General features: G+C 64.1%; 27 protein-coding genes and 1 pseudogene. 18 read left to right on the forward strand and 10 right to left on the reverse strand.

Features of this window, described 5'->3' with window-relative positions:
• The first annotated feature begins 40 nt into the window (after nucleotides 1-40).
• The 5 genes from FPB55_RS11730 to copD all read left to right on the forward strand — a co-directional run bounded on the left by FPB55_RS11730 (nucleotide 41) and on the right by copD (nucleotide 4,133).
• Entirely contained in the window at nucleotides 41-826 is a 786-nt protein-coding gene (locus FPB55_RS11730; protein WP_009686868.1) for an ABC transporter ATP-binding protein, read from the forward strand.
• Nucleotides 823-1,791, forward strand: coding sequence for an ABC transporter substrate-binding protein (locus FPB55_RS11735; protein ID WP_144188232.1), 969 nt, complete (start codon nucleotides 823-825; stop codon nucleotides 1,789-1,791). The genes FPB55_RS11730 and FPB55_RS11735 overlap by 4 nt, the downstream gene beginning before the upstream one ends.
• Nucleotides 1,788-2,807 (forward strand): iron ABC transporter permease, encoded by a 1,020-nt coding sequence (locus FPB55_RS11740; protein ID WP_009686866.1) that lies wholly within the window; start codon nucleotides 1,788-1,790, stop codon nucleotides 2,805-2,807. Before FPB55_RS11735 ends, FPB55_RS11740 begins: the two co-directional genes overlap by 4 nt.
• A 77-nt stretch (nucleotides 2,808-2,884) precedes the next feature.
• Nucleotides 2,885-3,259 carry a copper homeostasis periplasmic binding protein CopC gene (copC, locus tag FPB55_RS11745; protein WP_009686865.1) on the forward strand — a complete coding sequence of 125 codons (375 nt, stop codon included), beginning with the start codon at nucleotides 2,885-2,887 and terminating at the stop codon, nucleotides 3,257-3,259.
• 4 nt (nucleotides 3,260-3,263) lie between these two features.
• Nucleotides 3,264-4,133, forward strand: coding sequence for a copper homeostasis membrane protein CopD (gene copD, locus FPB55_RS11750; protein WP_115294112.1), 870 nt, complete (start codon nucleotides 3,264-3,266; stop codon nucleotides 4,131-4,133).
• A gap of 67 nt (nucleotides 4,134-4,200) precedes the next feature.
• Here the strand turns inward: copD and FPB55_RS11755 are convergent, their stop codons facing one another.
• The 5 genes from FPB55_RS11755 to FPB55_RS11775 form a co-directional block, all read right to left on the reverse strand.
• Nucleotides 4,201-6,258, reverse strand: a complete 2,058-nt coding sequence (locus FPB55_RS11755) for a TonB-dependent receptor (protein ID WP_144188234.1) — start codon at nucleotides 6,256-6,258, stop codon at nucleotides 4,201-4,203.
• 78 nt (nucleotides 6,259-6,336) lie between these two features.
• Nucleotides 6,337-6,744 (reverse strand): DUF2946 family protein, encoded by a 408-nt coding sequence (locus tag FPB55_RS11760; protein WP_009686861.1) that lies wholly within the window; start codon nucleotides 6,742-6,744, stop codon nucleotides 6,337-6,339.
• A 101-nt stretch (nucleotides 6,745-6,845) separates the two neighbouring features.
• Nucleotides 6,846-6,986: a DUF2474 domain-containing protein gene (locus tag FPB55_RS11765; RefSeq protein ID WP_009686860.1), complete on the reverse strand. Its 141-nt coding sequence runs from the start codon at nucleotides 6,984-6,986 to the stop codon at nucleotides 6,846-6,848.
• Nucleotides 6,987-6,998: 12 nt separating this feature from the next.
• Nucleotides 6,999-8,006 (reverse strand): cytochrome d ubiquinol oxidase subunit II, encoded by a 1,008-nt coding sequence (cydB, locus tag FPB55_RS11770; protein WP_144188236.1) that lies wholly within the window; start codon nucleotides 8,004-8,006, stop codon nucleotides 6,999-7,001.
• Between the two features lies 1 nt (nucleotide 8,007).
• Nucleotides 8,008-9,423: a cytochrome ubiquinol oxidase subunit I gene (locus tag FPB55_RS11775; protein ID WP_144188238.1), complete on the reverse strand. Its 1,416-nt coding sequence runs from the start codon at nucleotides 9,421-9,423 to the stop codon at nucleotides 8,008-8,010.
• 289 nt (nucleotides 9,424-9,712) lie between these two features.
• Here FPB55_RS11775 and FPB55_RS11780 point away from each other — a divergent pair, with 289 nt between their 5' ends.
• From FPB55_RS11780 to FPB55_RS11795, 4 genes and pseudogenes are all read left to right on the forward strand, one after another.
• Nucleotides 9,713-10,090: a DUF2946 family protein gene (locus FPB55_RS11780; RefSeq protein ID WP_009686857.1), complete on the forward strand. Its 378-nt coding sequence runs from the start codon at nucleotides 9,713-9,715 to the stop codon at nucleotides 10,088-10,090.
• Nucleotides 10,091-10,255: 165 nt separating this feature from the next.
• A complete protein-coding gene (locus FPB55_RS11785) occupies nucleotides 10,256-10,645 on the forward strand; it encodes a DUF2946 family protein (protein ID WP_009686856.1) in 390 nt (129 codons plus the stop codon).
• Between the two features lie 77 nt (nucleotides 10,646-10,722).
• Nucleotides 10,723-11,298 (forward strand): putative natural product biosynthesis protein, encoded by a 576-nt coding sequence (locus FPB55_RS11790; protein WP_009686855.1) that lies wholly within the window; start codon nucleotides 10,723-10,725, stop codon nucleotides 11,296-11,298.
• Between the two features lie 72 nt (nucleotides 11,299-11,370).
• Nucleotides 11,371-11,616 (forward strand): annotated as a pseudogene (locus FPB55_RS11795) (LysR family transcriptional regulator); the annotation flags it as partial.
• A gap of 77 nt (nucleotides 11,617-11,693) precedes the next feature.
• Here the strand turns inward: FPB55_RS11795 and FPB55_RS11800 are convergent.
• A complete protein-coding gene (locus FPB55_RS11800; RefSeq protein WP_054881168.1) occupies nucleotides 11,694-12,179 on the reverse strand; it encodes a copper chaperone PCu(A)C in 486 nt (161 codons plus the stop codon).
• A 335-nt stretch (nucleotides 12,180-12,514) separates the two neighbouring features.
• Here FPB55_RS11800 and cydB (FPB55_RS11805) point away from each other — a divergent pair, with 335 nt between their 5' ends.
• A complete protein-coding gene (cydB, locus tag FPB55_RS11805; RefSeq protein WP_009686852.1) occupies nucleotides 12,515-13,609 on the forward strand; it encodes a cytochrome d ubiquinol oxidase subunit II in 1,095 nt (364 codons plus the stop codon).
• On the opposite strand, the gene FPB55_RS11810 is transcribed toward cydB (FPB55_RS11805), so the two are convergent.
• Nucleotides 13,596-15,005 carry a di-heme oxidoredictase family protein gene (locus tag FPB55_RS11810; protein WP_144188242.1) on the reverse strand — a complete coding sequence of 470 codons (1,410 nt, stop codon included), beginning with the start codon at nucleotides 15,003-15,005 and terminating at the stop codon, nucleotides 13,596-13,598. The genes cydB (FPB55_RS11805) and FPB55_RS11810 overlap by 14 nt on opposite strands.
• A 203-nt stretch (nucleotides 15,006-15,208) precedes the next feature.
• Between FPB55_RS11810 and FPB55_RS11815 the strand changes: the two genes are divergently transcribed.
• Nucleotides 15,209-15,655, forward strand: coding sequence for a four-helix bundle copper-binding protein (locus FPB55_RS11815; RefSeq protein ID WP_009686850.1), 447 nt, complete (start codon nucleotides 15,209-15,211; stop codon nucleotides 15,653-15,655).
• A gap of 76 nt (nucleotides 15,656-15,731) precedes the next feature.
• Here the strand turns inward: FPB55_RS11815 and FPB55_RS11820 are convergent, their stop codons facing one another.
• The 3 genes from FPB55_RS11820 to FPB55_RS11830 form a co-directional block, all read right to left on the reverse strand.
• Nucleotides 15,732-16,163 carry a copper uptake system-associated protein gene (locus FPB55_RS11820; RefSeq protein WP_144188244.1) on the reverse strand — a complete coding sequence of 144 codons (432 nt, stop codon included), beginning with the start codon at nucleotides 16,161-16,163 and terminating at the stop codon, nucleotides 15,732-15,734.
• 54 nt (nucleotides 16,164-16,217) lie between these two features.
• Nucleotides 16,218-18,134, reverse strand: a complete 1,917-nt coding sequence (locus FPB55_RS11825) for a TonB-dependent receptor (protein ID WP_144188246.1) — start codon at nucleotides 18,132-18,134, stop codon at nucleotides 16,218-16,220.
• Between the two features lie 108 nt (nucleotides 18,135-18,242).
• A complete protein-coding gene (locus FPB55_RS11830) occupies nucleotides 18,243-18,623 on the reverse strand; it encodes a DUF2946 family protein (protein WP_009686848.1) in 381 nt (126 codons plus the stop codon).
• Nucleotides 18,624-18,857: 234 nt separating this feature from the next.
• Here FPB55_RS11830 and FPB55_RS11835 point away from each other — a divergent pair, with 234 nt between their 5' ends.
• The 7 genes from FPB55_RS11835 to FPB55_RS11865 all read left to right on the forward strand — a co-directional run bounded on the left by FPB55_RS11835 (nucleotide 18,858) and on the right by FPB55_RS11865 (nucleotide 25,867).
• A complete protein-coding gene (locus tag FPB55_RS11835; protein ID WP_009686847.1) occupies nucleotides 18,858-19,238 on the forward strand; it encodes a DUF2946 domain-containing protein in 381 nt (126 codons plus the stop codon).
• A 200-nt stretch (nucleotides 19,239-19,438) separates the two neighbouring features.
• Nucleotides 19,439-20,368, forward strand: a complete 930-nt coding sequence (locus FPB55_RS11840) for an AraC family transcriptional regulator (protein ID WP_178097501.1) — start codon at nucleotides 19,439-19,441, stop codon at nucleotides 20,366-20,368.
• Nucleotides 20,369-20,474: 106 nt separating this feature from the next.
• Nucleotides 20,475-21,638 (forward strand): molybdopterin-synthase adenylyltransferase MoeB, encoded by a 1,164-nt coding sequence (moeB, locus tag FPB55_RS11845; RefSeq protein WP_009686845.1) that lies wholly within the window; start codon nucleotides 20,475-20,477, stop codon nucleotides 21,636-21,638.
• A 16-nt stretch (nucleotides 21,639-21,654) separates the two neighbouring features.
• A complete protein-coding gene (locus tag FPB55_RS11850; RefSeq protein ID WP_009686844.1) occupies nucleotides 21,655-22,080 on the forward strand; it encodes a M67 family metallopeptidase in 426 nt (141 codons plus the stop codon).
• Nucleotides 22,081-22,131: 51 nt separating this feature from the next.
• On the forward strand, nucleotides 22,132-22,410 hold the full coding sequence (locus FPB55_RS11855; RefSeq protein ID WP_009686843.1) for a MoaD/ThiS family protein: 279 nt from the start codon (nucleotides 22,132-22,134) through the stop codon (nucleotides 22,408-22,410).
• Nucleotides 22,407-24,221 carry a CoA transferase gene (locus FPB55_RS11860; RefSeq protein ID WP_144188250.1) on the forward strand — a complete coding sequence of 605 codons (1,815 nt, stop codon included), beginning with the start codon at nucleotides 22,407-22,409 and terminating at the stop codon, nucleotides 24,219-24,221. Before FPB55_RS11855 ends, FPB55_RS11860 begins: the two co-directional genes overlap by 4 nt.
• Complete coding sequence (locus FPB55_RS11865; RefSeq protein ID WP_144188252.1) at nucleotides 24,218-25,867, forward strand: class I adenylate-forming enzyme family protein; 1,650 nt, start codon at nucleotides 24,218-24,220, stop codon at nucleotides 25,865-25,867. The genes FPB55_RS11860 and FPB55_RS11865 overlap by 4 nt, the downstream gene beginning before the upstream one ends.
• Nucleotides 25,868-25,876: the final 9 nt, after the last annotated feature.

The following is a 25,876-nucleotide window of genomic DNA, read 5'->3' on the forward strand; positions in this document are numbered from 1 at the left end:
CACCGGCCAGCCGGCCGGTGCCTTGCTGAGGTGGCACGGCATGACAACGCTGAATATCGAAGCCCTGGACTGGACGTTGAAGGCGCCGGGGCGCCAGCCAAGGACGCTGCTGCAAGGCGTGGACCTGCGGGTTGGCGCCGGTGAGTTCGTCGGCCTCATCGGCCCTAATGGCAGCGGCAAGAGCAGCCTGCTGCGCTGTGCCTATCGGGCCAGCGAGCCCAGCGCCGGACGTGTGCGGGTTGGCCAGGATGACATCTGGCAACGCCCGGCGCGCTGGTGCGCGCAACGCATCGCCGTGGTGCTGCAAGAGTTTCCCGAGGCATTCGGCTTGAGCGTCGGCGATGTCGCCAGCCTGGGCCTGGCGCCACACAAAGGCCTGTTCGACGGTGACAGCGCCGCGGACGTGCAGCGAGTCAACCAGGCGCTCGCCCAGGTCGGGCTTGGTGCCCACGCCGATCAGCCTTTCGCCACGCTGTCCGGTGGCGAGAAGCAGCGGGTTTTGCTGGCGCGGGCCCTGGTGCAGGCACCCGGGCTGCTGATCCTCGATGAGCCGACCAACCACCTCGACCCGCGCTATCAGCTGGAGCTGTTGCAGCACCTGCGCGGGCTGGAATTGAGCATCATCGCCAGCTTTCATGACCTGAACCTGGCCGCAGCTTTCTGCGATCGGCTGTATGTCATCGACGAAGGCCGCATCGTCGCCAGCGGCACGCCCAACCAAGTGCTGACCCGAGCTCTGCTCAAGCAGGTGTTCGGCGTCGATGCCCTGGTCGACCCGCACCCGCTGCATGCCTACCCGCGAATTACCTGGATCACCCAACCATGAACCTGCGCTACCTGACCTGGCTGCTGGCTGCCGTGATTGCATTGCCGGCCACGGCCAGTGACTATCCCTTGAGCGTGCGCAGTTGCGCGCGCGATGTGACCTTCGCGCAAGCCCCGCAACGGGTGGTGGTGCACGATGTGAACATGACCGCCATGCTGCTGCACCTGGGCTTGCGCGAGCGAATCGTCGGCTATACCGGTTTTACCCGCAACAAGTACCGCGATCCGTGGATCGACCAGGCGCTCGACGGCGTGCCGCAGTTGGCCAGCCGCTACCCTTCGATTGAGACCTTGCTGGCGGCCGACACGCAGCTGTTCTTCGCCGGCTGGAACTACGGCATGCACGTGGGCGGGCCGGTCACGCCGGTGACGCTCGCGCCGTTTGGCATTGCCGTGTACGAACTGAGCGAATCGTGCTCTTGGGTCATGCCGCAGCCGCGTGCCAGTGTTGGGGATGTGTACCGCGACCTGGACAACCTGGGGCGCATCTTCTCGGTCGAGCCAAGGGCGCAGGCACTGGAGGCACAGATGCGCGAGCGCATCGCGACGGTGCGCGCGGCCGTGGCGCACAAAAGCCAGCGGCCAAGGGTGTTTCTCTACGACAGCGGTGAAGACCGGCCGACCACCTCGGGCCGCCTGGGTATGCCCCAGGCGTTGATCGATGCGGCCGGGGGCAACAACGTGATGGAGGATGTCAACGCCAGCTGGACTCAGGTGAACTGGGAGAGTGTGGTGGAGCGCGACCCGCAAGTGATCATGATCGTCGATTATGGCCCGCAAAGTTGGCAGGCCAAACGCGATTTCCTGCTGCGCCAGCCGGCGCTCAAGGATGTGCAGGCCATCCGTGATCAACGCTTTGTGGTACTCAGCTACCTGCAGGTGACGCCGTCGGTGGAGAATGCGCAGGCCATCGAAGTGCTCGCCGAGGCGCTGCACCCACAGTCGCCGCCGGTGGCCCAGCCTTGATCGGCAGGGGCGGGCTGGCGGGGCATCGCGGACTCAATGCAATCCTGCTGACGCTGTTGTTGCTGTCGTGCCTTTGTGCCCTGGCCTTCGGCCCGGCGTCGGTGCCGCTGGCCCATGTGGCAGGCATCGTCGGCCAGAAGCTGGGCTTGAACCTTGACGGGGACTGGACCCATAGCCAGGCGCAGATCGTCTGGGTGATCCGCGCGCCCCGGGTGGTCCTGGGGGCGTTGGTGGGGGCTGGCCTGGCCCTGGTCGGCACCGCGCTGCAAGCGGTCACCCGAAACCCGTTGGCCGACCCGCACCTGCTCGGTGTCAGCTCCGGGGCGGCGTTGGGAGCGGTGCTGGTGATGCTCTACCTAGGCGAGTTCATCGGGGTCTTCAGCCTGCCGCTTGCTGCATTCGTGGGGGCCTCAGGCAGCATGCTGCTGGTGATCGCGGTGGCCCGGCGCGGCGCAGGCATGGAAAGCGACCGCCTGTTGCTGGCCGGAGTAGCGGTGTCGTTCGTGCTGATGGCGCTGGTCAATCTGCTGCTGTACACCGGCGATCAGCATGCGGCGGCCTCGGTGGTATTCTGGATGCTTGGCGGCCTGGGGGCGGCACGCTGGAACCTGATCTGGCTGCCGGCGCTGTGCGTGCTGGCCGGGCTGCTGGCATTGCGCTTGCTCGGGCGTGGCCTGAACGCCTTGATGAGCGGCGAGCAGACGGCGCTGAGCCTGGGCTTCAGCGGCAAGCGCCTGCGCCTGCAGGTGTTCGTCTGCACCTCGCTGCTGACCGGCGTGCTGGTGTCGCTCAGCGGAGCCATTGGCTTCGTCGGGCTGATGGTGCCCCACATGGCCCGTGCGCTGGTGGGCGCCGAGAATCGCCGACTGATCCCGGTCAGCGCATTGCTTGGGGCGATTTTCCTGGTCTGGGTGGATGTGGCGGCGCGCACTGTCATCGCGCCGCAAGACCTGCCGATCGGCATCGCCACGGCGGCACTTGGCGGGTTGTTCTTTATCCTGCTGCTCAAGCGCTAGTTGGCTGGTGAACTGAATCAGGTCTTGCCCTTGAGCTATCATCGACTAACCGTGTTTGACGCTTAAGGACCTGACCCATGCCTGCACATTTTGCAAGAACGATACTCACGACCGTAGCGCTGCTTGCCTCGGTCGCGACTGTCACACCCGCCTTTGCTCACGCCCATCTGAAGAGCGAAACACCTGCCGCGGACAGCACCGTTAAGGCGCCTACAGAGTTGCGATTGGTGTTCTCGGAAGGTGTCGAAGAAAAGTTCACCAAGGTCGAGATCACAACCGGTGGTGCGGCCGTTTCGGTGAAAAGCATCGCGACCGATCCGAGTGATAAAAAGACCCTCATCGTCACACCGGAGCAACCTCTGGCCGCCGGCCAGTACGAGGTTCAATGGCATGCCGTCTCGGTCGATACCCACAAGAGCGAAGGTCACTACGCGTTTACGGTAGGCAACTGAGTGCATGGACAGCGCGATAATCGTTTGCCGGTTCGTTCACTTTTCTATCGTGCTGATGATGTTCGGGGCCAGTTTGCTCAGGCCCCTGTTGCTGGGCTCCAACACAGGGGCCGTGGCGTATATGTCCCTGGATCAAGCACTCGACCGAGCGCTGCGGTTGCTCGCGCTGTTGTCACTGGTCAGTGGGCTTGGATGGTTGATGGTCACAGCGGCCAGCATGGCTGATTCCTGGCAGGCCGCAGTTGATGTGCAGGCTGTATTGCAGGTATTGCGCAGTACTTTTTTTGGCCGGGTCTGGGCGGCGCACCTGATCGTCAGCCTGGTACTGTTTGTATGCCTGTGTCTCAATCCCCGCCCGCCATTCAACTTGCGAGTCATTCTGAGCGGGTTTGTGCTCGCATCTCTGGCACCGGTTGGTCACGTCGCCATGTTTGACGGTATCAGTGGGCAGCTCCTGATCGTCAACCAAGTCATCCACCTTCTCTGTGTTGGCGCATGGCTTGGAGGGCTGACGCTGCTCCTGATGGTGTTGATGCAGCGTGCTCCACAGGACGCTCGCCAAGTGCTGCACAGATTCAGCACGATCGGTTACTGCCTGGTCGCCAGCATCATCCTCACCGGCCTGATAAACGTCCGGGTCCTTAGTGGCGCCTACTGGCCGACCCCGCTATTCAGCGGCTTCGCGCTCATTTTGTTGATCAAGGCTAGCCTGGTGATGGCGATGCTGTTGCTGGCACTCTTCAATCGACTGAATGCTCGATCAGGCCGTATTCACGTACTGCGCACCAGCATCCTGGTTGAATGGTTCTGTGGGGTGGCGGCAGTCGCAGCGGTCTCACTGCTGGGGACACTCCCACCCACCCCGCTCAACTGATGCAAGTGATCGTTATAACGCCGCTTTGGCGTAACAGACCACTCACCAGGCAGAACGCAGATCCCTTTTAGAAATCGAAGGTCACCCCGGCATACAGGGCCCGACCGTCACCCGGCGAATGCAGCGAGGCGTCGGCGCCATCGGGGTCGTACCAGACGTACTCGTAGTAGCGGTTGGTCAGGTTCTTCAGTTGCAGGTCGACGCTCATGGTTTCGCTGAGCTTGTAGGTCGCGCCCAGGTTCATCAGTACGTAGCCGCCGTACGTGCCCTGGGTATTTTCACGCTCCAGGTAGTAGTTGGTCTGGCCGTTCGCCCAGGCGCTCAGTTGCAGGGCAGGGGTGGCCTGGTAGCTGATGCCGGTGTTCCACAGGTGGTGCGGCACGTGGTCGATTTCCTTGCCTTTGCTGTCGGGCAATGCGCTGCTGGGTTCAAGGATCTTCGAGTATTGCCAGGAGTACGACATCCACATCTCGGTGCGCTCGTTCGGGTGCAGGTTGACCTGCAGGTCGTAGCCCCAGCGCCGGGTTTCACCGACGTTGTCCGATTCGCCGCTGGGGTCGTTGAGGCGGCGGCTGACTTCACCGGTGGCGTCCTGGCGCCAGTAGGCCACGCGGCCATCGATCCAGCTGGCAGGTGTGAACTTGACGCCGGTTTCCCAGCCGTCGTTGATCGACGGGTCAAGGTCTTCGTTGCGCGGCGGCACCTTGTAGGCCGCCGCACCGGTACCGACCTGGAAGGTGCGCCCCCAGTTGGCGTAGACGCTGGCGAAGCGCCAAGGCGAGTAGACCACGCTGAGCTTGGGCTGCTTGATCAGCCCATAGTCGTTGATGTCGTAGTCCTGCCCGGTCATCTTGTTGGTGAAGTCGCCACTGATCTTGTCCACCCGGTAGGCCGGCACGATCTTCAGTGATTCGAACGGCTCGATCTCAGCCTGCACGTAGGCACCGACCGTGTTGAAGTCGAAGTCCTGGTCGCGGGTCTGGGCCTGGGCCTGACGCACCCGTTCCAGCGTGCGATAGCGCTCGCTGCGGTTCTGCTGCTTTTGCACATCGCTGCCGCCTTCCAGGGCGAAGGCGTGCAGCCAGTCCACCTGGGGCCGCCAGGTCAGCGAGGTGATGGCGCCATACTGGTCTTCGTAGGTGTCGCGCTCCTGCTGTGAGCTGGTGCGCCAGTACTGGGTCCAGCGGCGGTCGTCGAAGGTGTTGAGGTAGGTCTTGGCCGACCAGGACAAGTTGTCGGTCAAGTCCGTGTCGAAGTGCACGCTGACCTGGTTCATCCGCCGTGTACCTTTGTCCGTGGCGTTGTAGGCGTTGCTCATGCGCGGGTGATGGCGGGCATCGTCTTCGGTCAGGTAGCCGGCCTCCTGGGCTTCGGACTCGTAGTGGCGGGCGATCAGGCCAAGGCGGTAGCTGCCATCGTCAGGGGTGTAGAACCACTTGCCGCCGAAGCTGTAGCGCTCGGTGTCGGCATGGTCGCGATAGCCGTCGACCTGTTGGCGACCGAAGAAATAGTTCTGCGTCCAGTTGCTGGTCTCGATGCCCTTGGCCAGTTGCACTTCGCGGGTGTTGAAGCTGCCGTAGCGCACGCGCGCCTTGTTGTAGTTGCCACCGGTGCGGGTGTTGATGTTGACGTTGCCGGCGATGTTGTTCAGGCCGTAGCGTGGGTCGCTGGTGCCACGCACCACTTCGATGCTGTCGATGTCCATGGGGAACACCGAGTCGATGAAGGGCATGTTGCCGTCGTTGGTGTTGCTGGGGATGCCATCGATCAGCAACTTCACCGCGTTCACTTCGCCTTCGCCATTGAAACCGCGAAACGACAGTTTGCCCGAGGTGGTGCCCTGGTTGAACTCGGTCAGCATCACCCCTGGCGCGCGGCTGAACAGTTGCCAACTGTAGGTCACGGGCATTTTTTCAAGGATATCACCCCCCAGGATGTCCACCGAGCTGAGCACGCTGCTGGTGGCCAGCGGGCCGCTTTCGGTGCCGGTTACGGTGACTGCACCGAGGGTGAGGGTGGAGTTTTCAGCGGGCAGTGTTTCGGCAACGGCCAATGACAGGGGGCTGAGGCTGAACAAAGCGAGCACGGGCAGGACAGCGCGTGCGGTGCAACGGAACGCAGGCATGGAAGATTTCCTGGCTAGACAGTCGGGCAGGGCAACGCACCGCAGGTCACGGGGCAGCCGTTGGCAATCAGCGACGGGTCAGGCCAGGGGAGAGGCGCGGGGGTTCAGCTTTGGCCACTGCTCGCGTGGCAGTGGCAACCTGTGGCTGTCACCGAGCAGGAGTGCATCGGGCCAGAAGCGGGGGAACAGGTGACGATAATAGTCGCTGGCCAGCAAGGCATGCCCGGCGTGTCCGCAACAGCAGTCGCCCGCCTGGTTTTTCGTTGCCGGCTGCTCGTCAAGTTGCGGCAACTCGGCCTTGAGTTGGGCCAGCAGTGACTTGGGCAGGCTCTGCGCACCGTGCAGGCTGCAGAAGCTACCGAGGATCAGTGACTGCCTATCGATGCGGGGTGTTTGCAAGGCACGGTCGAGCGGCATCGCCAGCAGGTTGAACAGCACGGCGAAGCAGGCCAGCAGATAGAAGTGTGCGCGAGCACGTGCAGCCATGAAACCCCCGAACGAATGAGGCGTGCATTAAGCCGCATCCGTTGCGGGCTGTAAAAGTTCACGTGTGCGCCCTTTTGTCGCAGCTGCGCCCGTCAGGGGGCTCAATGAGTGCGCATGCCGGCAGCCAGCATGAACAATCGGATCAGCCAGGCGAACAGGCCCAAAGCCGCGACACTGCCTGCCCAGATCAGCAGCAGCCAGGTAAGTCGGCGCCACATCGGTTGCTTCACACTGGGTGTCATCACGTTGTGCTCCTAGTGATAGCCGTCTTCATGAGTCGCCTTGCCGCGGAACACGTAATAGCTCCAGAACGTGTAGCCGAGGATGATAGGCAGGATGAACAGTGTGCCTACCAGCATGAAGCCTTGGCTCTGGGGCGGCGCTGCGGCTTCCCAGATGCTGATCGACGGCGGGATGATGTTTGGCCACAGGCTGATGCCCAGGCCGCTGTAGCCCAGGAAGATCAGTGCCAGGGTCAGCAAGAACGGCGTGTAGTGCGCGTTGCGCGCCACGGCACGTAGCAGCCCGTAGAACGTTACCAACACCAAGATCGGCACCGGCATGAACCAGAGCAGGTTGGGCATGCTGAACCAGCGGGCAGCGATTTGTGGGTAGGCCAGCGGTGTCCACAGGCTGACCACGGCGATCACTACCAGCAGTACCAGCGCCAGAGGCCTGGCAACGTCGTGCATGCGCTGCTGCAGCGCCCCTTCGGTCTTCATCACCAGCCAGGTGCAACCGAGCAGGGTGTAGGCGACTACCAGGCCTAGTCCGCAGAACAGGCTGAATGGCGTGAGCCAGTCGAGCGCGCCTCCAGCGTATTTGCGCTCGACCACCTTGATGCCTTCGATAAAGGCGCCCAGGGCAACCCCCTGGGAAAAGGTCGCGACCAGCGAGCCCCAGATGAAGGCCTTGTCCCAGAGGTGGCGCTTAGCGGGTTTGGCCTTGAAACGGAACTCGAAGGCCACGCCCCGGAAGATCAGGCCGATCAGCATCAGGATCAGCGGCAGGTAAAGCGCCTCCAGCACCACCGCGTAGGCCAGCGGAAAAGCGCCGAACAGCGCTGCACCGCCGAGGATCAGCCAGGTTTCGTTGCCGTCCCATACCGGGGCGACGGTGTTCATCATCACATCCCGGTCACGCGCGTCCTTGACGAAGGGGAAGAGCATGCCGATCCCCAGGTCGAATCCATCCATCACCACATACATCATCACGCCGAAGATGATGATCACCGCCCAGATCAGTGGAAGGTCGATGCCCATTTTAGTTCACCTCTGCCTGGTAATCGTCGGCGGCGGACAGCGGCCGTGCCGGAGTATGTTGCTGGCCTGGACCGCCTGGGGTGTGTTGGTCGCCCTCGCCAGGTTTTGGTCCTTTGCGCACGAGGCGCATCATGTAGCCGAGACCGGTGCCGAACAGGGCGAAGTACACCACCACGAACGCGACCAAGGTAATGCTGAGCTGGGTGGCGTCATGGTTCGACACACCATCGGCAGTGCGCTGCAAGCCGTACACCACCCACGGCTGGCGGCCGATTTCGGTAGTGAACCAGCCGGCGAGAATGGCGATCAGTCCCGACGGCCCCATCCACAATGTCAGGTACAGGAACGGGCGCGATGTGTAGAGCGTGCCGCGCTTGCGCAGCCACAGGCTCCACAGGCCGACGAGGATCATCAGCAAGCCGAGGCCGACCATGACCCGGAACGACCAGAACACAATGGTCGAGTTGGGCCGATCCTCAGGCGGGAACTCCTTCATCGCCGGTACCTGCTTGTCCAAACTGTGGGTCAGGATCAGGCTGCCGAGGGCGGGGATCTCGATCTTGAAGCGGGTGGTTTCGGCCTTCATGTCGGGGATTCCGAACAGGATCAGCGGGGTCGGTTCACCCGGTTTGTTCTCCCAGTGGCCTTCGATCGCCGCAATTTTCACCGGTTGGTGCTTGAGGGTGTTAAGCCCATGGAAGTCGCCGATGACCGCCTGCACCGGCGCTACGATCAGGGCCATCCACATGGCCATCGACAGCATATTGCGGATAGCTGGGTTGTCACGCCCGCGCAGCAGGTGCCAGGCCGCCGAAGCGCCGACGAAGAATGCCGTGGCAACGAATGCGGCAGTGGCCATGTGCATCAGCCGGTAGGGGAATGAGGGGTTGAAGATGACTGCCAGCCAGTCCACCGGAATCACCCGGCCATCGACAATTTCATAGCCTTGGGGTGTCTGCATCCAGCTGTTGGAGGCGAGAATCCAGAAGGTCGAGACCAGCGTGCCGAGCGCGACCATCACCGTGGAGAAGAAGTGCAGGCCACGGCCGACGCGGTTCCAGCCAAACAGCATAACCCCCAGGAAGCCTGCCTCCAGGAAGAACGCGGTGAGCACTTCATAGGTCAGCAACGGGCCAGTAACGGCACCGGCAAAATCGGAGAACCTGCTCCAGTTGGTGCCGAACTGATAAGCCATGACCAGACCGGACACCACGCCCATGCCGAAATTGACGGCGAAGATTTTCGACCAGAAATGGTAGAGGTCGCGGTAGACCTGCTGGTCCGTTCGCAGCCACAGGCCTTCGAGCACGGCCAGGTAACTGGCAAGGCCGATGGTGATGGCGGGGAACAGGATATGGAAGGAAACGGTGAAGGCGAACTGGATTCGAGCCAGGTCTAGCGCCTCGAGCACGCTCATGATGAAGGAGCCTCACAGGGTGGCGCACCTTGGCGCCGTTTTCGGGAAGCAGAGCCCGGGTCCTGGCCGGCTCAGCGTTGCTGTCTGGGAAAAATTGCACTGGCCATTGCGATGGCGGCGCCACTTTAAGGACGGTGGCGGGTACGACCAACTGCGACAATCTGTCACTGAGGGGCACCCGCGCGGGTGAATCGAGGCCAGTTAAGTGGGGTGTGACGGCTTGTCGCAGAGAGGACAGGCCGAGGTTGGTGCTTCTGCGGGGCCGGTTTCGATGCTAAAGTTGCCGCCCATGAACTGCCTGCCTTCACACCGTCCCCTCATTGCCTGGGCACTGTACTTCTGTGTCCTGTTCAATGTACTTGGCTGTGGCCTTGCCCATGGGCAGGCATTGGGATTGGCGCTGAATGGATTCGGCGGTGCGTTCTGCAGCCTCGGGGGCGATACGGGCCTGCTGAAAGCCAAGCAGGACAACGCCTTGGCGGGCGACCTGAGCATCCCCTTCAGTTGCCCGATCGGGGCGGCGGCCTTTCTAACGCTGGTTTTCCTGATTGCCGTCGCCTGGCTGCTGGCCAGCCGTGAGCGCCGGCCATTACCGCGCGAAATCCGCAGCCAGGCGCCGCCGCGTTATTGCTGGCCCTCGTCCAACCCTCGCGCTTCACCTCTCTGACGCTACCGGCGCCTTGGCGCCCTGGCGGGCCTCTGCCTGCCCTAAGCACACCGGACCGGCAGTGCATGCCTTGCATGTAACTCCTGGCTGGTTTGACCGTCGTTGGAGAGAGCCCCTCATGACCTGTCGAATCTCCACGCCCGCGCTACCTGGCGAGGCGTGAACATGCGCCGTTGCGGCCTGCGCGCACGTACCTGGGACAACCTCTGGGTCGCCGCGCTGCTAGCGATGCTGCTCAAGGTGCTGGCATTGCCGATGGCCAGCACCCTGGGCGACCTGAGCCTGCAGCAATTGCTGGCGGGCAGCTACTGCTCGTCGGGCGGCGTACAGCCGGCGATTCCGGACAAGGATGGCAACCTAAGCCCGAAAACGGCCGACCCCGGACATTGCTGCTGCGCCCAGGGCGGCCCGGCACCCACGCCTGCTGCATTGGTCCTTGCAGGCTTTGTCTTGCCTGCGCTGCCTGTCGACCGCCAACCGGCTGTTGCGCTGCGTTCGCCCCGGCACCGCTGGCCGTCGATCAACCCCCGTGCCTCCCCGACGGCGATCGCCTGACCTGTAAGGACCCAGGCCGCACCCGCGCAAGGCGGGGTGTCGGCCTGCCGATGGCTAGCCGTACCCAGGAGCACACGATGTCTCGTACCCTGACCGCTTCAGCGTTGCTGGAGCCTTCCACTCGTCCGTCGCGCAGCGGCGACTTTCTGTTGCCGTTTCCCGACTACCCCTGCAATGCCCGCAGCTTCGTCAACCTTGATGCACGCCTGCTGCCTTACTGGCACACGCTGTTCGATGTCTGCCCAGGGCTGCTCAAGCTTGATCCGCCAGAAGGCCTGGAGTTGTTCCGACGATTCATGACCTGGGCATACCGGCACCATCCGGCGCTGGACTGGACCTACTACATCAGCGTTTGCCGTTGGTTACTGAACTCTCCTTACCAGGCACGGGTGACGGAGGAGCATATCGAAGCCTTCATGGTGGCTGCAGCGGCGCTGTGGGTGGCAACTGACGTGTCTCAGGCCCGTGGCCTGGTGCTGGCCTGGCAACCGATGGGCGAACGGGTGGTGGAGTGGAAAACCGGCGTGCGCCCGGCGCTGCCAGCGCCCCAGGCCGATGAAGACTTGCCGCCACCCCCGTGGGAATTTTCCTGGAGCCCGTTGAGCGCCAAGGGCGCGAGCAGCTTCCGGCGTTGGTTGCCGGTGCCCGGCTAAGCCAGGCCAGGACCTGGGCGGCAATACGCCGCCCGTTTCCCACTTCACTGAATACCTAGCGAGATACTGACGATGGACGTACTCCAAGCCATGCGCGCGTTCAGTTGCGTGGTTCAGGCCGGCAGCCTGACCGGCGCGGCCGAATGCCTGGACACCACGACTGCCAGCGTTTCCCGGATGCTCTCCAACTTGGAAGCGCACTTGCATATTCGTTTGCTCAAGCGCACCACCCGCCGCATCGCCCTGACCGAAGCCGGCAATCGTTACCTGAAACGCTGCCGTGTGATCCTCGAACTGGTGGATACGGCGGAGCGCGAGATACACCGCACGCTGGATTTGCCCGCCAACGGGCTGTCTCGCACGGGAGCAGGCTCAGCACTGCAAATGGGTGCTTGCTAGTCCGGCAAGTCGTCGCCGCTGGCCAGCGGACGTACCGGTGCATCGACCTTGACCGAGGTTTCGTTGCCGTTTTCATCGACAACGGTCAGGGTCAGCGGCACCGTGGCGCCTTCCTTGATCTGCTCTTTGGGGTTGATCAGCATGATGTGGTAGCCGTGGGTGTCGAGTATCACTGGCTGGCCGGCGGGCAACTCAAGGCTCGCCAATGGCTTCATGGTCATGACACCGTCCTTCATGGACATCTCGTGCAGTTCCGTCTTGGCGGCCACGGGAGAGTTGACCCGAACGAGTTTGACGTCCTCGTTGGCGGTAAGGCGCATGAAAGCACCCGTAGCAGGCTGGTTGGGCACCGTGGCCCTGACCCAGGGGTCTTCAACCTTGACTTCGACCTGGGCCAGGGCGGTGCTGGCGAAGCTCGTCAATAACACGCCCAACAGCAATCCATTGGCTTTGCGCAAGCCTTTGAACATGAAAGGTTTCATTGGCAGCTCCTTGTTTGATTGGTCGCGGCAGCCTTCGTTGTCGAGGCTGCCTGGCCATTTAGCATAGTCGCTGCTGTATCGGGCGGCGGCCGGGGCAATGCCGGTACGCTGCGGTGCGACAGGCTGCCGCAGTTTTCCCTGCGCCACTGCTGGGCGCCCGTGGAGCCAATGCTTACCACTCACTGCGACGGGCTGTCGCAGTGGGGAGCGCCGCAGGCAACGCCTAGCATGGGCAGAGCCTGCTTTGCCGTTGTCCCATCCACGCTGCACGGCAGGCAACCCACAGCGGCCCTTCTTCGGATGAGTTGCTTTTTTTTCAGGCTGGGAGAGCCGTCATGGACCACGAACTGCTGAAAATCGTCTGGTGGTTATTGATTGGCGTGATGCTGATCGGTTTTGTGCTGGGCGAAAGTCTGGACATGGGCGCACGGGTGCTGGTGCCGTGGCTATCGGGGCAAGGTGCCGAACCGCTGCAGTCGTCTGCGGCCGCGCCTCAGCCTATCAACCTGCTGTGGTTGCTGGCCCTGGGATCCACGCTTGCGCTGGTCTGGCCATCGCTCGGTGGCCTGGCCTGCCTGATGACAGGCTTGGTGAGCCTGCTGATACTGCTGCGCCGATCTGCCTGGCAAGCCGCCCGACCGCGCCAAACCTGCAGAGTGCTGGCAATCGGCCTGCTGCCGGCAGCTCTGTTGGGGGGCATGCTGGGCAACTTGCTCCTTGGGTTGCCATTCAGTCGCTGTGGTCAGGCGGGTATGCAGTTTCACGGCTCTTTGGCCGGTCTCTTCAGTCCGTTCGCCTTGCTTTCAGGTGTCGTGAGCCTGGCGATGGTCTGCCAGTGTGGCGCTACCTGGGTGATGCAGCGTGGTGGCCACTCCCTGTATCAGCCAGCAAGCCGGGTTGCAGGCGTTGCGGGCGTGATGTTCCTGGCCAGTTTCATCGTGGCTGCGATAGGGCTGGCAGCGAACGCGCGCGGTTACAGCTTGTGGGCCGTGGAGCGTCCGGCCACCTTGTGCGGGCCTGGCGCGTTCGTGGTGCTGGCCAACAATCCAGGTTGGCTGGCCAATTTTCAGGCCTGGCCTGCAGCCGGCCTGGCACCAGTGCTGGCCTTGTCTGGCACGCTCATGAGCCTGTTCGCCTGCACCCATGCCCGGCCTCGCATGGCGCTGTTGGGCAGTGGCCTGACAGTAGGTGCAACGCTGTGCAGCGTAGGGCTGGCGTTGTTCCCCTTCATCTTGCCTTCCAGCGTGCAACCGTCTGCCAGCATGACCCTATGGAGCGCGGCCAGTGACGACAGAACCTTGGGTACACTGCTGATTCTCGCCAGTGTACTGCTCCCGATGTTGCTGGCGTATACCCTGGCTGCCAGCCTCAAGGGCTCGCACCTGCTGATCGAGTCCCGGCCGCTTGGTCTTGGCTTCAAAGCGAGTTGAGAAACGACAGCAGCGCCATGCGCCTGCCTTGATCCATGGCAATCACGGCATCGCGTGAGTCACGTGCTTCACCGTCATGCCACAAAATGGCCTCCAGCACATCCCGAGCCCGGCCATCGTGCAGGAACTGGGTATGCCCGCTGACCCTTGCTGTCAGCCCCAGCCCCCAAAGTGGCGGCGTACGCCATTGGCGGCCGTTGGCGCGAAATTCCTCACGGTGGTCGGCCAGCCCTTCGCCCATGTCGTGCAGCAACAGGTCGGTGTACGGAAAGATGTGTTGCTGACTCAACTCTGGCAAAGCGTGCTCACCCGTGACGTAGGAGGGCCGATGGCAGGCAGCACAGCCTGCCGCATGGAACACGGCTTTGCCCTCCAGCACCCGCGGTGTGTCGCTATCACGGCGGGCCGGTACACCCAGGGTACGGGTATAGAACAGTACCTGTTCACGAACCCTGTCGCTGACCTCCGGCGCGCCGCCCTGGGGGGGCTTGCGGCAGGCTGACTGCCGTTCGGTGCAGTCATCGCTCGGCAGCAGGCTGCTGGTCAGGCCCATATCACCGGCGAAGGCGTGGGCGTTTTGCTGATCGAGCGTAGGCTGACCGGCTTTCCAGCCGAAGCGCCCCATGCGGGTCTGCTGGCGCAGTTCGTCCCACACCTGGTTGAGCTGCCCATGCACCAGGCCACCTTCGCGAGCCTGGCGGGCTGCGTTCTGCTCCAGGTCGCTGTCGCGTATCGCTTCGAGCAAGCCCAGGCCGATCATGGGTGGCGCCACCCGTAACGACATCTGCGTCTGTGGGTGCAATGGGCCGTAACCCACCTGGCCAATGGTGAACACTGGCTGACGCAAGGTGATTTGCTCGCCGTCGGCAAGGGTGACGACCCGAGCCTGGTAATGCAGTTTCACCCGGCCCTCGGGAGCATGGCCGTCGATGGCAGCATCCTGCAACTGGCCACCGTAGGTCGGCTCGGGAATGATGCCAAGGCGCTCGATCAGCGCTGCCTGATCGGGAGGCGCTGATATGGACAGGCGCACCAGCGAAGACAGGGCTGGCGCATCGCTGCCTTCGGCCGGCGGGAAACCACGGCCATCCTTGATATGGCAGCTTTGGCAGGAGTCGGTGTTGAACAAAGGCCCCAATCCGATCCGACCACCTTGCTTGCCGTCGGCGCGGGCTGCATGCCAGTTGCCACGGAAGAAAGCATTACCGACAAAGAAGTCCATGCGCCTGGACGGACTGAGGTTCGCCGCGGGCATCGAGAAGGCATCCTTGTCGAACCGTTGGACGGTGGTGGCGCCTCCGGCGAGGTGCTCGCCAGGTTCCGGTCGGGCGTTCGGGTCGCCACAGCCAGCCAGCAAGCCGGCCAGTGTTGCCGTGAGCAGGTAGAGGTTGCGCATGTGTCTACTCGCGATGATGCAGGATTGAGTGCGATGGCTGCGCACTGGAAGACGGTGCGGCAGACTAGCAAGAGGGGCTTGGTTTGCCTGGTGCGACAAGCTGCCGCGGGCCTGCGCGACCTTGTCGAATGAGCCTGGTTGCCTGTAGGGTGTGGCACAGTGCCGCAGTGAGGGTACGGTGCATGTCCAACAAGGAGTGAGCAATGCAGCGACGTGAAATACTCAAGACCGTTGCCGGCGCGGTGGCGGTGGCCATGGTGGCGCCGGCGTTGGCCGCGACTGAAGGCCACGAACACCACCATGATCATGGCGGCGGCAAGCCGTTTGCAGGCGTGATCGACACTAGCAGTGATTGCCTGAAAACCGGGGAGGCCTGCCTGGCGCATTGCCTGGTGCTGTTGGGGCAGGGTGACAAGGAAATGGCGGGCTGTGCCCAGTCAGTCAATGAGCTGCTGGCGACCTGTACAGCCTTGATGAAGCTGGCCGTGCAAGGTTCCAGCTTCACACCCGCCATGGCCAGGATGGCGGCCGATGTGTGTGCCAGTTGTGAAAACGAATGCCGCAAGCACGCAGACCAGCACGCTGAATGCAAGGCATGCGCAGATGCCTGTGCCGATTGCTTGAAGGCCTGCAAGGCAATCACTGCCTGACCATTGCCTGCAGCATTTCCTCGAAAGGGTGCCGCTGTGACACACAAGCCGGGCTTGAAAAGCCCCGGCCTGTTCATTAGTGATTTCCGTGGGCAGCGTCCTTGTCGACCTTGACCACGCCCTGGAACAGCGCGAATTGCTTGACCCGCTCGGTTGGCTGTTCACTTTCGGCCTGGCGCACGGCCTGGCTCAGCCGGTCCGCGTCCTGATCGCCGAGCCCCGCGCTGCGCAGGGTAGCTGGGTCGAGCAACGAATCGCCGGCGCACAACACCACCCGCCAGCCATGAGGTCCCTTGCGCAGCAGCGCGCGGCCGCCGCGCTGGTCCTGCAGCCAGCCGGCCACCGCATGGTCGCCTTCGACAGTCACCGGGCCGACGTCCAGCGGTGCGTCGGGGCGTTCGAAGTTGTGCTGCATCAGTTGCTGGATGCTCTGTTGCTCGCTGGCGGTGTCGGCCATGGCCAGCAGCGGACTGCAGGCCAGCAGCAAGGCAAGGATCGGTGCTTTCATCTGCGTTTTCCTTTATGAGGCTGCCGACGACTGTCGGCAGCGACCGGTGAGGGCTCAGAAGCTCATCTTCACACCCAACTGCGCCGAAGTGCCGGGCATCGGGTAGTTGGTACGGTAGGCGTAGTCGCGGTCGAACAGGTTCTCCACGGCGACGAACACTTCGCCAACCTTACCCAGCGCCGGCACGGCATAGCCCACGCGCATGTTGACCACGGTGAAGCTGTCGACCTTGGAGAAGTTGCTGGCGCCGGCGGTGCGCTCTTCGGCCAGTACGTACATGTCCTTCTGGTACTGCGCGTCTGCCGACAGGCGCCAGCGGCCGATCTCGTAGGTGCTGCCCAACGATAGCGACTTCTGCGGCGCATAGGGCAGGGTCTTGAGCGACGGGTCGAGCCAGGTGAAACCGACGAAGCTGCTCCAGTTGCTGGTCCAGCGCTGCTGCCAGGTGGCTTCGGCGCCCTTGACGTTGTAGTCGCCCAGGTTGATGTAGGAGGGGCTCGACACGGTCGGCGGGAAGGCGAACAGGTAGCGGTCCTGCAGCTTGTCCTTGAACACCGCCAGGTCGAGGGTGGCGCTGTCGATCGGGTTGAAGCGCACGCCCAGCTCCTGATGGTCGAGCTTTTCGGGCTTGAGGTCTTTCCAGGTTTCGCCAAGCGCCGGGATCAGGCTCGACATCACCGAGGCCTCCAGGCCCGGATAGTTGATGCCGCGCGAGGCATTGGCGCGGAACTCGACATTGTCCGACGACAGCAGCAGCCCGGCGTGGGGTGCGGTGGCGCTTTCGAAGACGTTGTGTTCGTAGGTGCGCACGCCCGCCGATGGTGTCAGGGTCCAGCGGTCGTTGAGGGCGAAGGCATGGCTGACGGCGATATGCGGTGAGGTCACGCGCAGCGTAGGGGCGTCGAACTTCGCCTGCGGCGCTGGGGCAATGCGCTTGAAGTGCACTTCACCCTTGCTTTCGTCGACGTCCAGGCCCAAGGCCACTTCGCCGCCTTGCCAAGGGCGCAGTTGCTCTTCCCAGCGAATGCCCTGAAGGGTGAAGTCGCTGATGGTGTCGCCGTCCAGGCCGGTCTGGTCAAGGGCGGAACCACGGCCCTCGTTATGGTAGAGCTTGAGGCTGCCATTACCCCAATCATGCTCGTGGGCCACAGACAGCGAGGTCAGGGTGCCACGGGTGTTGAATTCGCCGTTCTTGGTCTCTGGCAGGCCTTTCTGGCCGGGATCGGAGACCTGGTTGTTGGCGTGCAGCACCAGCAAGCCGGTGCTCCAGTTGTCGTTCAGGCGGTAGCCCAGGCGTGCCATACCGTTATTCAGGCGGCCGTCGCCATCGCTGCGGTCGCCGTCCGAGTGGGCGGCGCCTTGGGCCAGCAGGTAGTCGAAGTTTCCCTCGCGGCCGATCAGGCTGGCCTGTTCGGTGGCGGTACGGAAGCTGCCACCGGTCAGTTGCAGTTCGCCGTGGTGGTTGTCGCCTTGTTCCGCCACCTTGGGTGTGAGATCGATGGCGGCGAAGGTGTTGCCGAACTTCTGCGGCTGCGGGCCCTTGTACACGCTGATGCTTTGCATGGCATTGATCGGCAGCAGGTCCAGCAGCGGGTGGCCCCACACCCCCATGTAGAACGGCACACCGTCGATGTAGGTCTTGATCTCGCTGCCCGGGCGGCTAGCACCCATACCGCGGATGTACACGGCGCCACCTTCGGCGCCGCCGAACGAACCGACCGGGTTGAAGCGCGATACGACCACGCCAGGGGTGCGGCGCAGGGCGGAGGACAGGTCAAGGGCGTTGAGGTCGCGAATCTGCGCCTGGCCGACCACGGTGGTCAGGCTGCCGAAGATGTCAACGTTGTTCTGGTCGATGACCGAAGTGCCGACCACCGTGGTTTCGGGCAGCTCCACGCTGTCGGTCTGGGCCAGTGCGGTACCACTGGAAAAGGCAAGTGCGGCGGCGCAGCAAAGCGTCTTGTTCTTCATGCTCTGGGTGTTCCTGTTGCGATAAGTCGAGGCGGGCCAGCCCCGCGCGCATGGCGGCATCCCCAGGTGCATAGAGCCAAGGGCGTGGGGCGGGTCAGGGACAACGGATCAGGCCAGAGCAGGCGAGGCGCGGGGGTTGGCTGCGGGCCACAGGCGCCGGGGCCAGGCTGCCGGGGCAGCGGGCAGGCGGTCATCGAGCGCAGCGTGTGCGAACGGCAGGTCTGGCAGCAGGGGCGTGAACGCCAGGCCCGCGTGGCTGCACAGTGGACAATCGAGCGTGGTATTGGAGGCCAGGTTCTCGCCTAGCCATTGTTCGAAACCGATGGGGCCAGGCGGCGCACCAGCGTGGCCGCAGAAGGCGCTGCCGGCGCCATTGAGCGCCAAACCGGTGGCCTGACCGTGGCCGATGCCACAGTGCAGCACGGCGAACAGCACGCTGGCGTAGAGTATCCAGGCAAAGGCGTGGCGACGTCCTGCTGCTCGGTGCATATCCTTTGCTCGATGGCCGCTACGGTTGAATGGGCGAAGCGCGAGTCTAGCAACGCTGCTCGATTGCGCAGGGTGCGACAGTCTGCCACGCCCTGCCGAGGTGACTATTGTTTCGTCACCGCCTGGCAATGGGTGTGGCGGATTGTCGCAGAAGAGTCTAGAGAGCCTTGTGCGGATTGCCAGGCCAGAATGGCAGTCGGTATCCGCCCACCTCCAACGCCACGGATCCGGTGCATGAACCACCCCCCGACACGACGCGCTTTCATTGCCTGGGCCTTGTACTTCAGTGTGCTGTTCAACGTGTTCTCCTGTGGCTTGGGCCATGGGCAGATGCTCGGGTTGGCGCTCAACGGCATCGGCGGGCAGTTCTGCTCGCTCGGCAGCGACACCTCGGCGCTGGCCGCCAAGGACCTTTCGGCCTTGCCCGACAGTGGGCTGGCAACGCCGTTCAGCTGCCCGCTCTGCGCGGCGGGCTTCATCCACCTAGTGTTCCTGGTTGCACTGGCCTGGCTGCTGTCGAACATCGACCGGCGCGCTTTCGCCCGCGCGCCCCTCGGGCATGCGCCGCCTCGCTATTGCTGGCCGTCCTCCAATCCTCGCGCCTCTCCCCGCTGAACCTCACTGCGCCGCACGGACCTGTGGCCGTGTGCGCGTCTGCGGCCCATGGCAAAGGGTACAGGGCCGAAGAGGTGGCTTGCGGGCTTAACGCGCAAGCCGTTAGCCAGCGGAGCGGGTGGCGGGCCAGCAAGGTCGCACGTCGCTTCATGGAGGAGTGCCGGCGATGGACGCTACCTTGCAAGTGGCGAATGAAACGCGTGGCATACGCTAGCGTCGAGCTGTGCCGCGTTGCCCCGGATGCCCCGTTGCAGCGCCTGCGCGCCGTGCCGGCGAGCGCGCCACGAACACTGGCCATCGAGGACGACCTGCTGCTGTTGCGCCTCGATGCCAGCCACTCGGGCACCGGCGTGCAGCGCACCTGCGAACTGCTCGGCGGGCCGCTGCTGTGCCTGACGTTCCTGGAGCAGGGCCATGTGCAGTACGCCGACCGCAAAGGCCGCTGTTGGCGTTTCGAGGCGGGGCAGAGCATCGCCCAGTTGCTGCACGCGCCACCGCAGGCCAGTCGCTTTCAGTTCGGCAGGGGCGCTTGTGGTCTGCACCTGCTCGTCGGTGAACACACCTTGCGCCGTTACTTGGGTGAGCAGCAGGCCTGGCGCCTGCTGCATTGCCAGGGCGAGGCGCCGCTGCTGCAGCATGCTACCAGCCGTGATGCGTGTAGCCACGTCCAGGCCCTGGCCACGCGCCTGGCGCAGGGGCACTGCGCGCCACTGGACACCCACTTGCATGTGCTGAACCTGTTGAGCCATCCCCTGCGCCAGCTGGCCGTGTCGTCGCAGGCCACGCTGCTGTTGCCTGCTGCTCAGGTCAAGCGCCTGGAGCAAGCCCGGCAACTGTTGCACGACGAACTCGACCAGCCCCTGACCGTTGCGTTGCTGTGTCGCCGTGTCGGCCTCAGTGCGGCGAAGCTCAAGCAGGGCTTTCATGCGCTGTTCGACACCACGCCTTATCGCATGCTGCTGGCACTGCGTATGCAGCGTGCGTACATCTTGCTCCAAGAGGGCTGCCAGGTCGCCCAGGTGGCTTATCGGGTTGGCTACAGCCACCCCAGCAATTTCAGCGCGGCCTTCAGTGGCTATTTCGGCTTTGCGCCCAAGGAGGTCGGCAAGCGCGGCGCCGTGCCGACGTAATCCATACGTATCAGAACGCAATTCATATGAATCCAAGCCGCCAACGGTTGGGCGCGCCAGGTGGGCTGGCGAACAATGGGCAGGCCCTAAGCCAAGGAGCTTCATGATGATACTTCCCGCACTGGTTGATGCCTGCGCCCAACTGAGCAGCGAAGAGATTTCCCGCTACAGCCGCCACCTTTTGATTCCCGACGTCGGGCTCGACGGCCAGCGCCGACTCAAGAGCAGCAAGGTGCTGGTCATCGGCGCCGGCGGGCTTGGCTCGCCGACTTTGCTGTACCTGGCGGCCGCTGGCGTCGGCACGCTCGGTATCGTCGATTTCGACGTGGTCGAGGCGTCCAACCTCCAACGCCAGGTGATCCACCGCCAGTCCACCCTGGGCCAGGCCAAGAGCGACAGCGCCGCCCAGGCCATCGACGACCTCAACCCCTTCGTCAACGTGCGCCGACACACCCTGCGCCTGGAACCGGAGAATGCCTTGGCGTTGTTCGCCGAGTACGACCTGATCCTCGACGGCACCGATAACTTCGCCACCCGTTATCTGGTCAACGACGCCTGCGTGCTGGCCGGCAAACCCTATGTCTGGGGTTCGATCTTCCGTTTCGAGGGCCAGGTCTCGGTGTTCTGGGAACAGGCGCCGGGCGGCGCGGGCCTCAATTACCGCGACCTTTACCCTGAACCGCCACCACCGGAGTTGGCACCGTCCTGCTCGGAAGGTGGGGTGCTGGGCATCCTCTGCGCGTCGATCGGCTCGATCATGGCCACCGAGGCGATCAAGCTGATCACTGGCATCGGCGACACGCTCCTGGGCCGCCTGATGGTCTATGACGCTCTGGACATGAGTTACCGCCAGATCCGCCTGCGCCGCGCACCGGACCGGCGGGCCATTACCCGACTGGAGGACTACCAGGCCTTCTGCGGCGGTGTACCGCAAGCCCCGGTGACGGTGCCACAGGTCAGTGCCATGGAACTGAGCCGGCTGATGCGCGAAGACCCGGCCGTGGTCCTGATCGATGTGCGTGAACAGACCGAATGGGACATCGCACACATCCAGGGCGCACGCCTGATGCCCAAGACCGACCAGTTGGCCGGGCAGCTCAAGGCCCTTTACGCCAGCGATACGCCCCTGGTCGTGCATTGCAAGTCCGGCGCCCGTTCCCGGGCGGTAGTCCTGCAATTGCAGGCACTGGATTTTACCCAGGTGCAGAACCTGCAAGGCGGCATCCTGGCCTGGATCGATGACGTCGAACCCGATCTGCCGCGGTACTGAAAGGAAGGAGCCTCCCATGCTGATCATTTCCAGGGCGTTGCTCGATGCCGCCATGGCCCATGCACAACAGCAACATCCCCTCGAAGCCTGTGGCGTGATGCCCGGCCGGCAAGGCACTGACCGGCCTTCGCGCTGGGTGCCCATGGTCAACCATGCCGGGTCGCAGACCTTCTTCCAGTTCGAGCCACGCGAGCAGTTGCGGGTGTGGCGCGAAATGGACGCGCAGCAAGAAGAGCCGGTGGTGATCTATCACTCACACACGGCCAGCGATGCCTACCCGAGCCGGGCCGACATCGACTTCGCCAACGAGCCGCACGCGCACTACCTGATCCTGTCCACCGCCAGCGGTTGCGAATACCCGGTGCGCAGTTACCGCATCGCCAATGGCCGGGTGATCGAAGAGAGCCTGCGCATCGTCGACAGCGACACCCGCGCGGCCTGAGCCGCGCCGTCTTCTTCCTTATTAAATCGGCCATTGGCCGAGGAGTAGGCCATGCCGGTTATTGTCAGTGTTCCGACCCTGTTGCGCAGCTACACCCAGGAAAGCAAACGCGTGGAAGTGCAAGGCACGACGGTGCGCGAGGTCGTCGACGACCTCGAACGGCGCTACCCGGGCATTCGCTCACGGCTGATGGATGCGCAGCAACTGCACCGCTTCGTCAACCTGTACCTCAACGACGAGGACATCCGCTTCCTCGACAACCTGGACACCGTCGTGGCCGACCGCGATGAGCTCACCATCCTGCCCGCTGTCGCGGGTGGTGCACGATGAATCAAGCGGCGCCGCTGCACGGCTGTCGCCTGCTCGGTGCGTTCGCCGATGAGCATGATCCGTTGCAGCGAGCCCTGGCGATGCAGGCAAGGGCGCTGGGGATTGCCGTCGAGTCTGTATCCGACGCAGGACGCGAACAGTTCTATTGCCTGCAAGGCCAGGGGCTGGCCCCCACGCATTGCCGACTCACCGGCTGGGACGACGAAGCGCCTCGGGCCATCAGCGAATTCACCCTCCAGGCTGCCTGCGGACTGATGGCGGTGCACGGCCGGGCCAGTGGGCAGGCCCAGGCCATCGACCTCGACTATCTCGCTCATGTGGTCGCGAGCCTGGCATTGACCGGGTTGATGGCGACGGCGTTGGCGCGTCTGCGCGGTGGCCAGGTAACGGACTGCAGCGTGTCGCTGCCAGGCGCCGGTCTGCAGTGCATCAGCCAGTACCTGGCTGGAGCAACGGCCGAGGAGGGTGCCGAGCGATTGCCTGCGGGGTGCTCGTCTGCCCGCTTGCGGCCACCCTTTGTCAGTGCCGATGGCGTGGTTTTCGAGCTGGAAACCCTGGACGCCGGCCCGTGGCTGGCATTCTGGGACGGCCTGGGCGTTGCCCGGGCCGACAGCAGCAAAGGTTGGCAGGGCTTCCTGCTGCGCTATGCCCGCGCCATTGCACCGATGCCAGAGACTTTGTGTAGGACGCTGGCGAACCTGCCGTACGCGCAGGTCGTCGAGCACTGCACGGCGGTGGGAATGGCCGTCACGCCAGTCCATCAACCCGGCCAGCGCAATACCCTGACGCCAGTCGGTGATACGCCTTGGGCGTTCAAGCTGCATCCGGTGGCGGTGCTGCCGCGTCCATGCAACCAGGCGCTGCCATTGAGCGGCTTGCGCGTCATCGAGTCGTGCCGGCGTATTCAGGGGCCGTTGGCTGGCCACTTGCTGGCGATGCTCGGGGCACAGGTAACCCGCCTGGAAATGCCCGGCGGCGATCCGCTGCGTGGCATGGCGCCGCTGGCGCAGGGCTGTTCGGTACGTTTCGATGCGCTCAACGGCCTGAAGGCAGTGGTCGAACTGGACCTGAAGTCGGCCAGCGAGCGTGAGCAACTGCGTCGGAACATCGCCGAGGTGGATGTGTTCCTGCACAACTGGGCCCCTGGCAAGGCCGAGGAGCTCGCGCTCGATCAAGCGGACCTGGCGCAGGTCAATCCCGCGTTGACCTATGCCTACGCCGGTGGTTGGGGCAATGCCCAGGTGCCCGTCGGGCTACCGGGCACCGACTTCACCGTGCAGGCCTGGTCGGGCATCGCCCACCTGATCGGCCAGGGCGAGGGCAACCCTGGCGGCTCGCTGTTCACCGTACTGGATGTATTCGGCGGGGTGATCGCCGCCCAGGGCATCGTCGCCGCGCTGCTGGCCCGCCATCTGCACGGCCATGCCGGGCGCGTGGACAGCTCTTTGCTCGGAGCCGCCGATCTGCTGTGCCGCTCGCGGATGACGCGTATACGCCCACTAAGCGCGGGCGTGTTCCGCTGCCAGGACGCCAGCCTGGCGATTGACTGCTGCGCCCCTGAGCACCTTGAAACCCTCGCACGCTTGTTCGACTTCCCCATGCCGTGCGCGTGGCAGACCCTGCGCGAGCCGTTGGCGCTGCAACTGGCCCGGCAGCCGGCCGCCCACTGGCAGGCGCGGTTGCTGGCCGCAGGTGTGCCCGTGGCGATCGTCCGCCAGGACCTTGCTGAACTTCAACAAGACCCACGCTTGGCGCCTTGGCTGGCGCCTGGCCGTTATACCCGCGTGCTTTCCCCATGGAGGTTCACATGAACGAATCCGGCATCATCGATCTGGTCCCCGTCACTGCCAGGCAGGCCTGGCGCGAGGCCGGCTGGTACGCCGACCGGCCATTGTTCGAGTTGTTCGAGGCGCACGTGATGGCCGCGCCCGAGAAACCGGCAGTACTGACCCTGGACGGGCAGGTGAGTTACCGCCAGCTCCACGACCAGGCCCTCCGCCTGGCCCGTGGTCTGCGTGAGCGTGGCGTGGTGGCGGGTGATGTGGTCGCCTATCAACTCGGCAACGGCTGGCAGTGCTGCGCCATCGACCTGGCCGCTGCCGTGCTGGGCGCGGTGGTCGCGCCGTTTCCACCGGGGCGCGGGCGGCTGGATATCGAAGCCTTACTAAAGCGCTGCTGTGCACGGGCGGTGATCGTCGCGCCTTGCCAGGGCGAGGTCGACCTGTGTGCAGTGGTGGAATCGCTGCGCCCTACCTTGCTGGGCTTGCGCGTGCTGGTGGTCGACGGCGACCAGCGTCAGGGCTGGTCGACCTTGAGCGGGTTGCTGGCGTCGGAACCACTGACGGCGGCCGAGCGCCCCCAGGTATGCCCCGACAGCCCAGCGCGCTTGCTGGTGTCTTCCGGCACTGAGTCCGAACCAAAGCTGGTGGCCTATTCGCATAATGCGCTGGTCGGTGGACGCGGGCGCTTCCTGCAACGCCTGCATCCAGAGGGGCAGGCTTTACGCGGGCTGTATCTGGTGCCACTGGGCTCGGCGTTCGGTTCCACCGCCACGGCCGGGTGCCTGGCCTGGCTGGGCGGCTCGTTGGCGGTGCTGGCGCACTTTGAAGTGGCAGATGCCATCAGCGCCATCGAGCAGCTGCGCCCGACTCACGTCTTCGCAGTGCCGACCATGTTGCAGCGGATCGCCGCCGAGCCGGCACTGGCCCACGCCGACCGCCGTAGTTTGGTGGCGCTGGTCAGTGGCGGAGCACTGATCGACGGGCAGAGCATCCGCCGCTGTGTCGAGGCGTTCGGCTGCGCACTGGTGAGCCTGTATGGCTCGGCCGACGGGGTCAACTGCCACAACCTGCCGGATGACCCGCTGGATGTAGTGTTGAACAGCGTTGGCAAGCCCAACCCCAGCGTCTGCCAGATCAAGATCGTCGATGACGATGGCCACGAACTGCCTGCGGGCGAAGTCGGCGAGATCAAGGCCCGCGGCCCCTTGAGCCCGATGCAGTATGTCAACGCGCCCGAGCTCGATCAGCGCTATCGCGATGCACAGGGTTGGGTGTGTACCGGCGACCTGGGGCTGATCGATGGGGAAGGACACCTGGTGCTGGCCGGGCGCAAAAAGGACGTGATTATTCGCGGCGGCGCCAATATCAGCCCGGCACAGATCGAGCGGCTGGTCACCGCGCATCCGGACGTTGTCAGTGCCGCCTGCGTGGCGGTGGCCGATGCCGAACTGGGCCAGCGCGTGTGCATCTGCCTGACCCTGCGCGAGGGCGCCCGGCGTTTTGCCCTGAAACACCTGACCGACTACCTGGGCGACCGGGGCCTGGAGAAGAACAAATGGCCGGAGTATCTGCGCTTCTACCGCGAATTGCCCCTGAGCCCCGCCGGCAAGGTGGACAAGAAAGCGTTGGCCACCGACCTGGCGTTCCTGCAACGCACCCTGAACATTGCCTGCTGAGGAGCGCGC

Source organism: Pseudomonas sp. BJP69 (genome assembly GCF_007633355.1).
Lineage (GTDB): Bacteria > Pseudomonadota > Gammaproteobacteria > Pseudomonadales > Pseudomonadaceae > Aquipseudomonas > Aquipseudomonas juntendi.

Excerpts from the sequence above, each read along its gene's own strand:
- FPB55_RS11730 (WP_009686868.1), top strand. The coding sequence starts at position 41 with ATGACAACGCTGAATATCGAAGCCCTGGACTGGACGTTGAAGGCGCCG.
- FPB55_RS11735 (WP_144188232.1), top strand. The coding sequence starts at position 823 with ATGAACCTGCGCTACCTGACCTGGCTGCTGGCTGCCGTGATTGCATTG.
- copC (WP_009686865.1), top strand. The coding sequence starts at position 2,885 with ATGCCTGCACATTTTGCAAGAACGATACTCACGACCGTAGCGCTGCTT.
- copD (WP_115294112.1), top strand. The coding sequence starts at position 3,264 with ATGGACAGCGCGATAATCGTTTGCCGGTTCGTTCACTTTTCTATCGTG.
- FPB55_RS11755 (WP_144188234.1), bottom strand. The coding sequence starts at position 6,258 with ATGCCTGCGTTCCGTTGCACCGCACGCGCTGTCCTGCCCGTGCTCGCT.
- FPB55_RS11760 (WP_009686861.1), bottom strand. The coding sequence starts at position 6,744 with ATGGCTGCACGTGCTCGCGCACACTTCTATCTGCTGGCCTGCTTCGCC.
- FPB55_RS11765 (WP_009686860.1), bottom strand. The coding sequence starts at position 6,986 with ATGACACCCAGTGTGAAGCAACCGATGTGGCGCCGACTTACCTGGCTG.
- cydB (WP_144188236.1), bottom strand. The coding sequence starts at position 8,006 with ATGGGCATCGACCTTCCACTGATCTGGGCGGTGATCATCATCTTCGGC.
- FPB55_RS11775 (WP_144188238.1), bottom strand. The coding sequence starts at position 9,423 with ATGAGCGTGCTCGAGGCGCTAGACCTGGCTCGAATCCAGTTCGCCTTC.
- FPB55_RS11780 (WP_009686857.1), top strand. The coding sequence starts at position 9,713 with ATGAACTGCCTGCCTTCACACCGTCCCCTCATTGCCTGGGCACTGTAC.
- FPB55_RS11785 (WP_009686856.1), top strand. The coding sequence starts at position 10,256 with ATGCGCCGTTGCGGCCTGCGCGCACGTACCTGGGACAACCTCTGGGTC.
- FPB55_RS11790 (WP_009686855.1), top strand. The coding sequence starts at position 10,723 with ATGTCTCGTACCCTGACCGCTTCAGCGTTGCTGGAGCCTTCCACTCGT.
- FPB55_RS11800 (WP_054881168.1), bottom strand. The coding sequence starts at position 12,179 with ATGAAACCTTTCATGTTCAAAGGCTTGCGCAAAGCCAATGGATTGCTG.
- cydB (WP_009686852.1), top strand. The coding sequence starts at position 12,515 with ATGGACCACGAACTGCTGAAAATCGTCTGGTGGTTATTGATTGGCGTG.
- FPB55_RS11810 (WP_144188242.1), bottom strand. The coding sequence starts at position 15,005 with ATGCGCAACCTCTACCTGCTCACGGCAACACTGGCCGGCTTGCTGGCT.
- FPB55_RS11815 (WP_009686850.1), top strand. The coding sequence starts at position 15,209 with ATGCAGCGACGTGAAATACTCAAGACCGTTGCCGGCGCGGTGGCGGTG.
- FPB55_RS11820 (WP_144188244.1), bottom strand. The coding sequence starts at position 16,163 with ATGAAAGCACCGATCCTTGCCTTGCTGCTGGCCTGCAGTCCGCTGCTG.
- FPB55_RS11825 (WP_144188246.1), bottom strand. The coding sequence starts at position 18,134 with ATGAAGAACAAGACGCTTTGCTGCGCCGCCGCACTTGCCTTTTCCAGT.
- FPB55_RS11830 (WP_009686848.1), bottom strand. The coding sequence starts at position 18,623 with ATGCACCGAGCAGCAGGACGTCGCCACGCCTTTGCCTGGATACTCTAC.
- FPB55_RS11835 (WP_009686847.1), top strand. The coding sequence starts at position 18,858 with ATGAACCACCCCCCGACACGACGCGCTTTCATTGCCTGGGCCTTGTAC.
- moeB (WP_009686845.1), top strand. The coding sequence starts at position 20,475 with ATGATACTTCCCGCACTGGTTGATGCCTGCGCCCAACTGAGCAGCGAA.
- FPB55_RS11850 (WP_009686844.1), top strand. The coding sequence starts at position 21,655 with ATGCTGATCATTTCCAGGGCGTTGCTCGATGCCGCCATGGCCCATGCA.
- FPB55_RS11855 (WP_009686843.1), top strand. The coding sequence starts at position 22,132 with ATGCCGGTTATTGTCAGTGTTCCGACCCTGTTGCGCAGCTACACCCAG.
- FPB55_RS11860 (WP_144188250.1), top strand. The coding sequence starts at position 22,407 with ATGAATCAAGCGGCGCCGCTGCACGGCTGTCGCCTGCTCGGTGCGTTC.
- FPB55_RS11865 (WP_144188252.1), top strand. The coding sequence starts at position 24,218 with ATGAACGAATCCGGCATCATCGATCTGGTCCCCGTCACTGCCAGGCAG.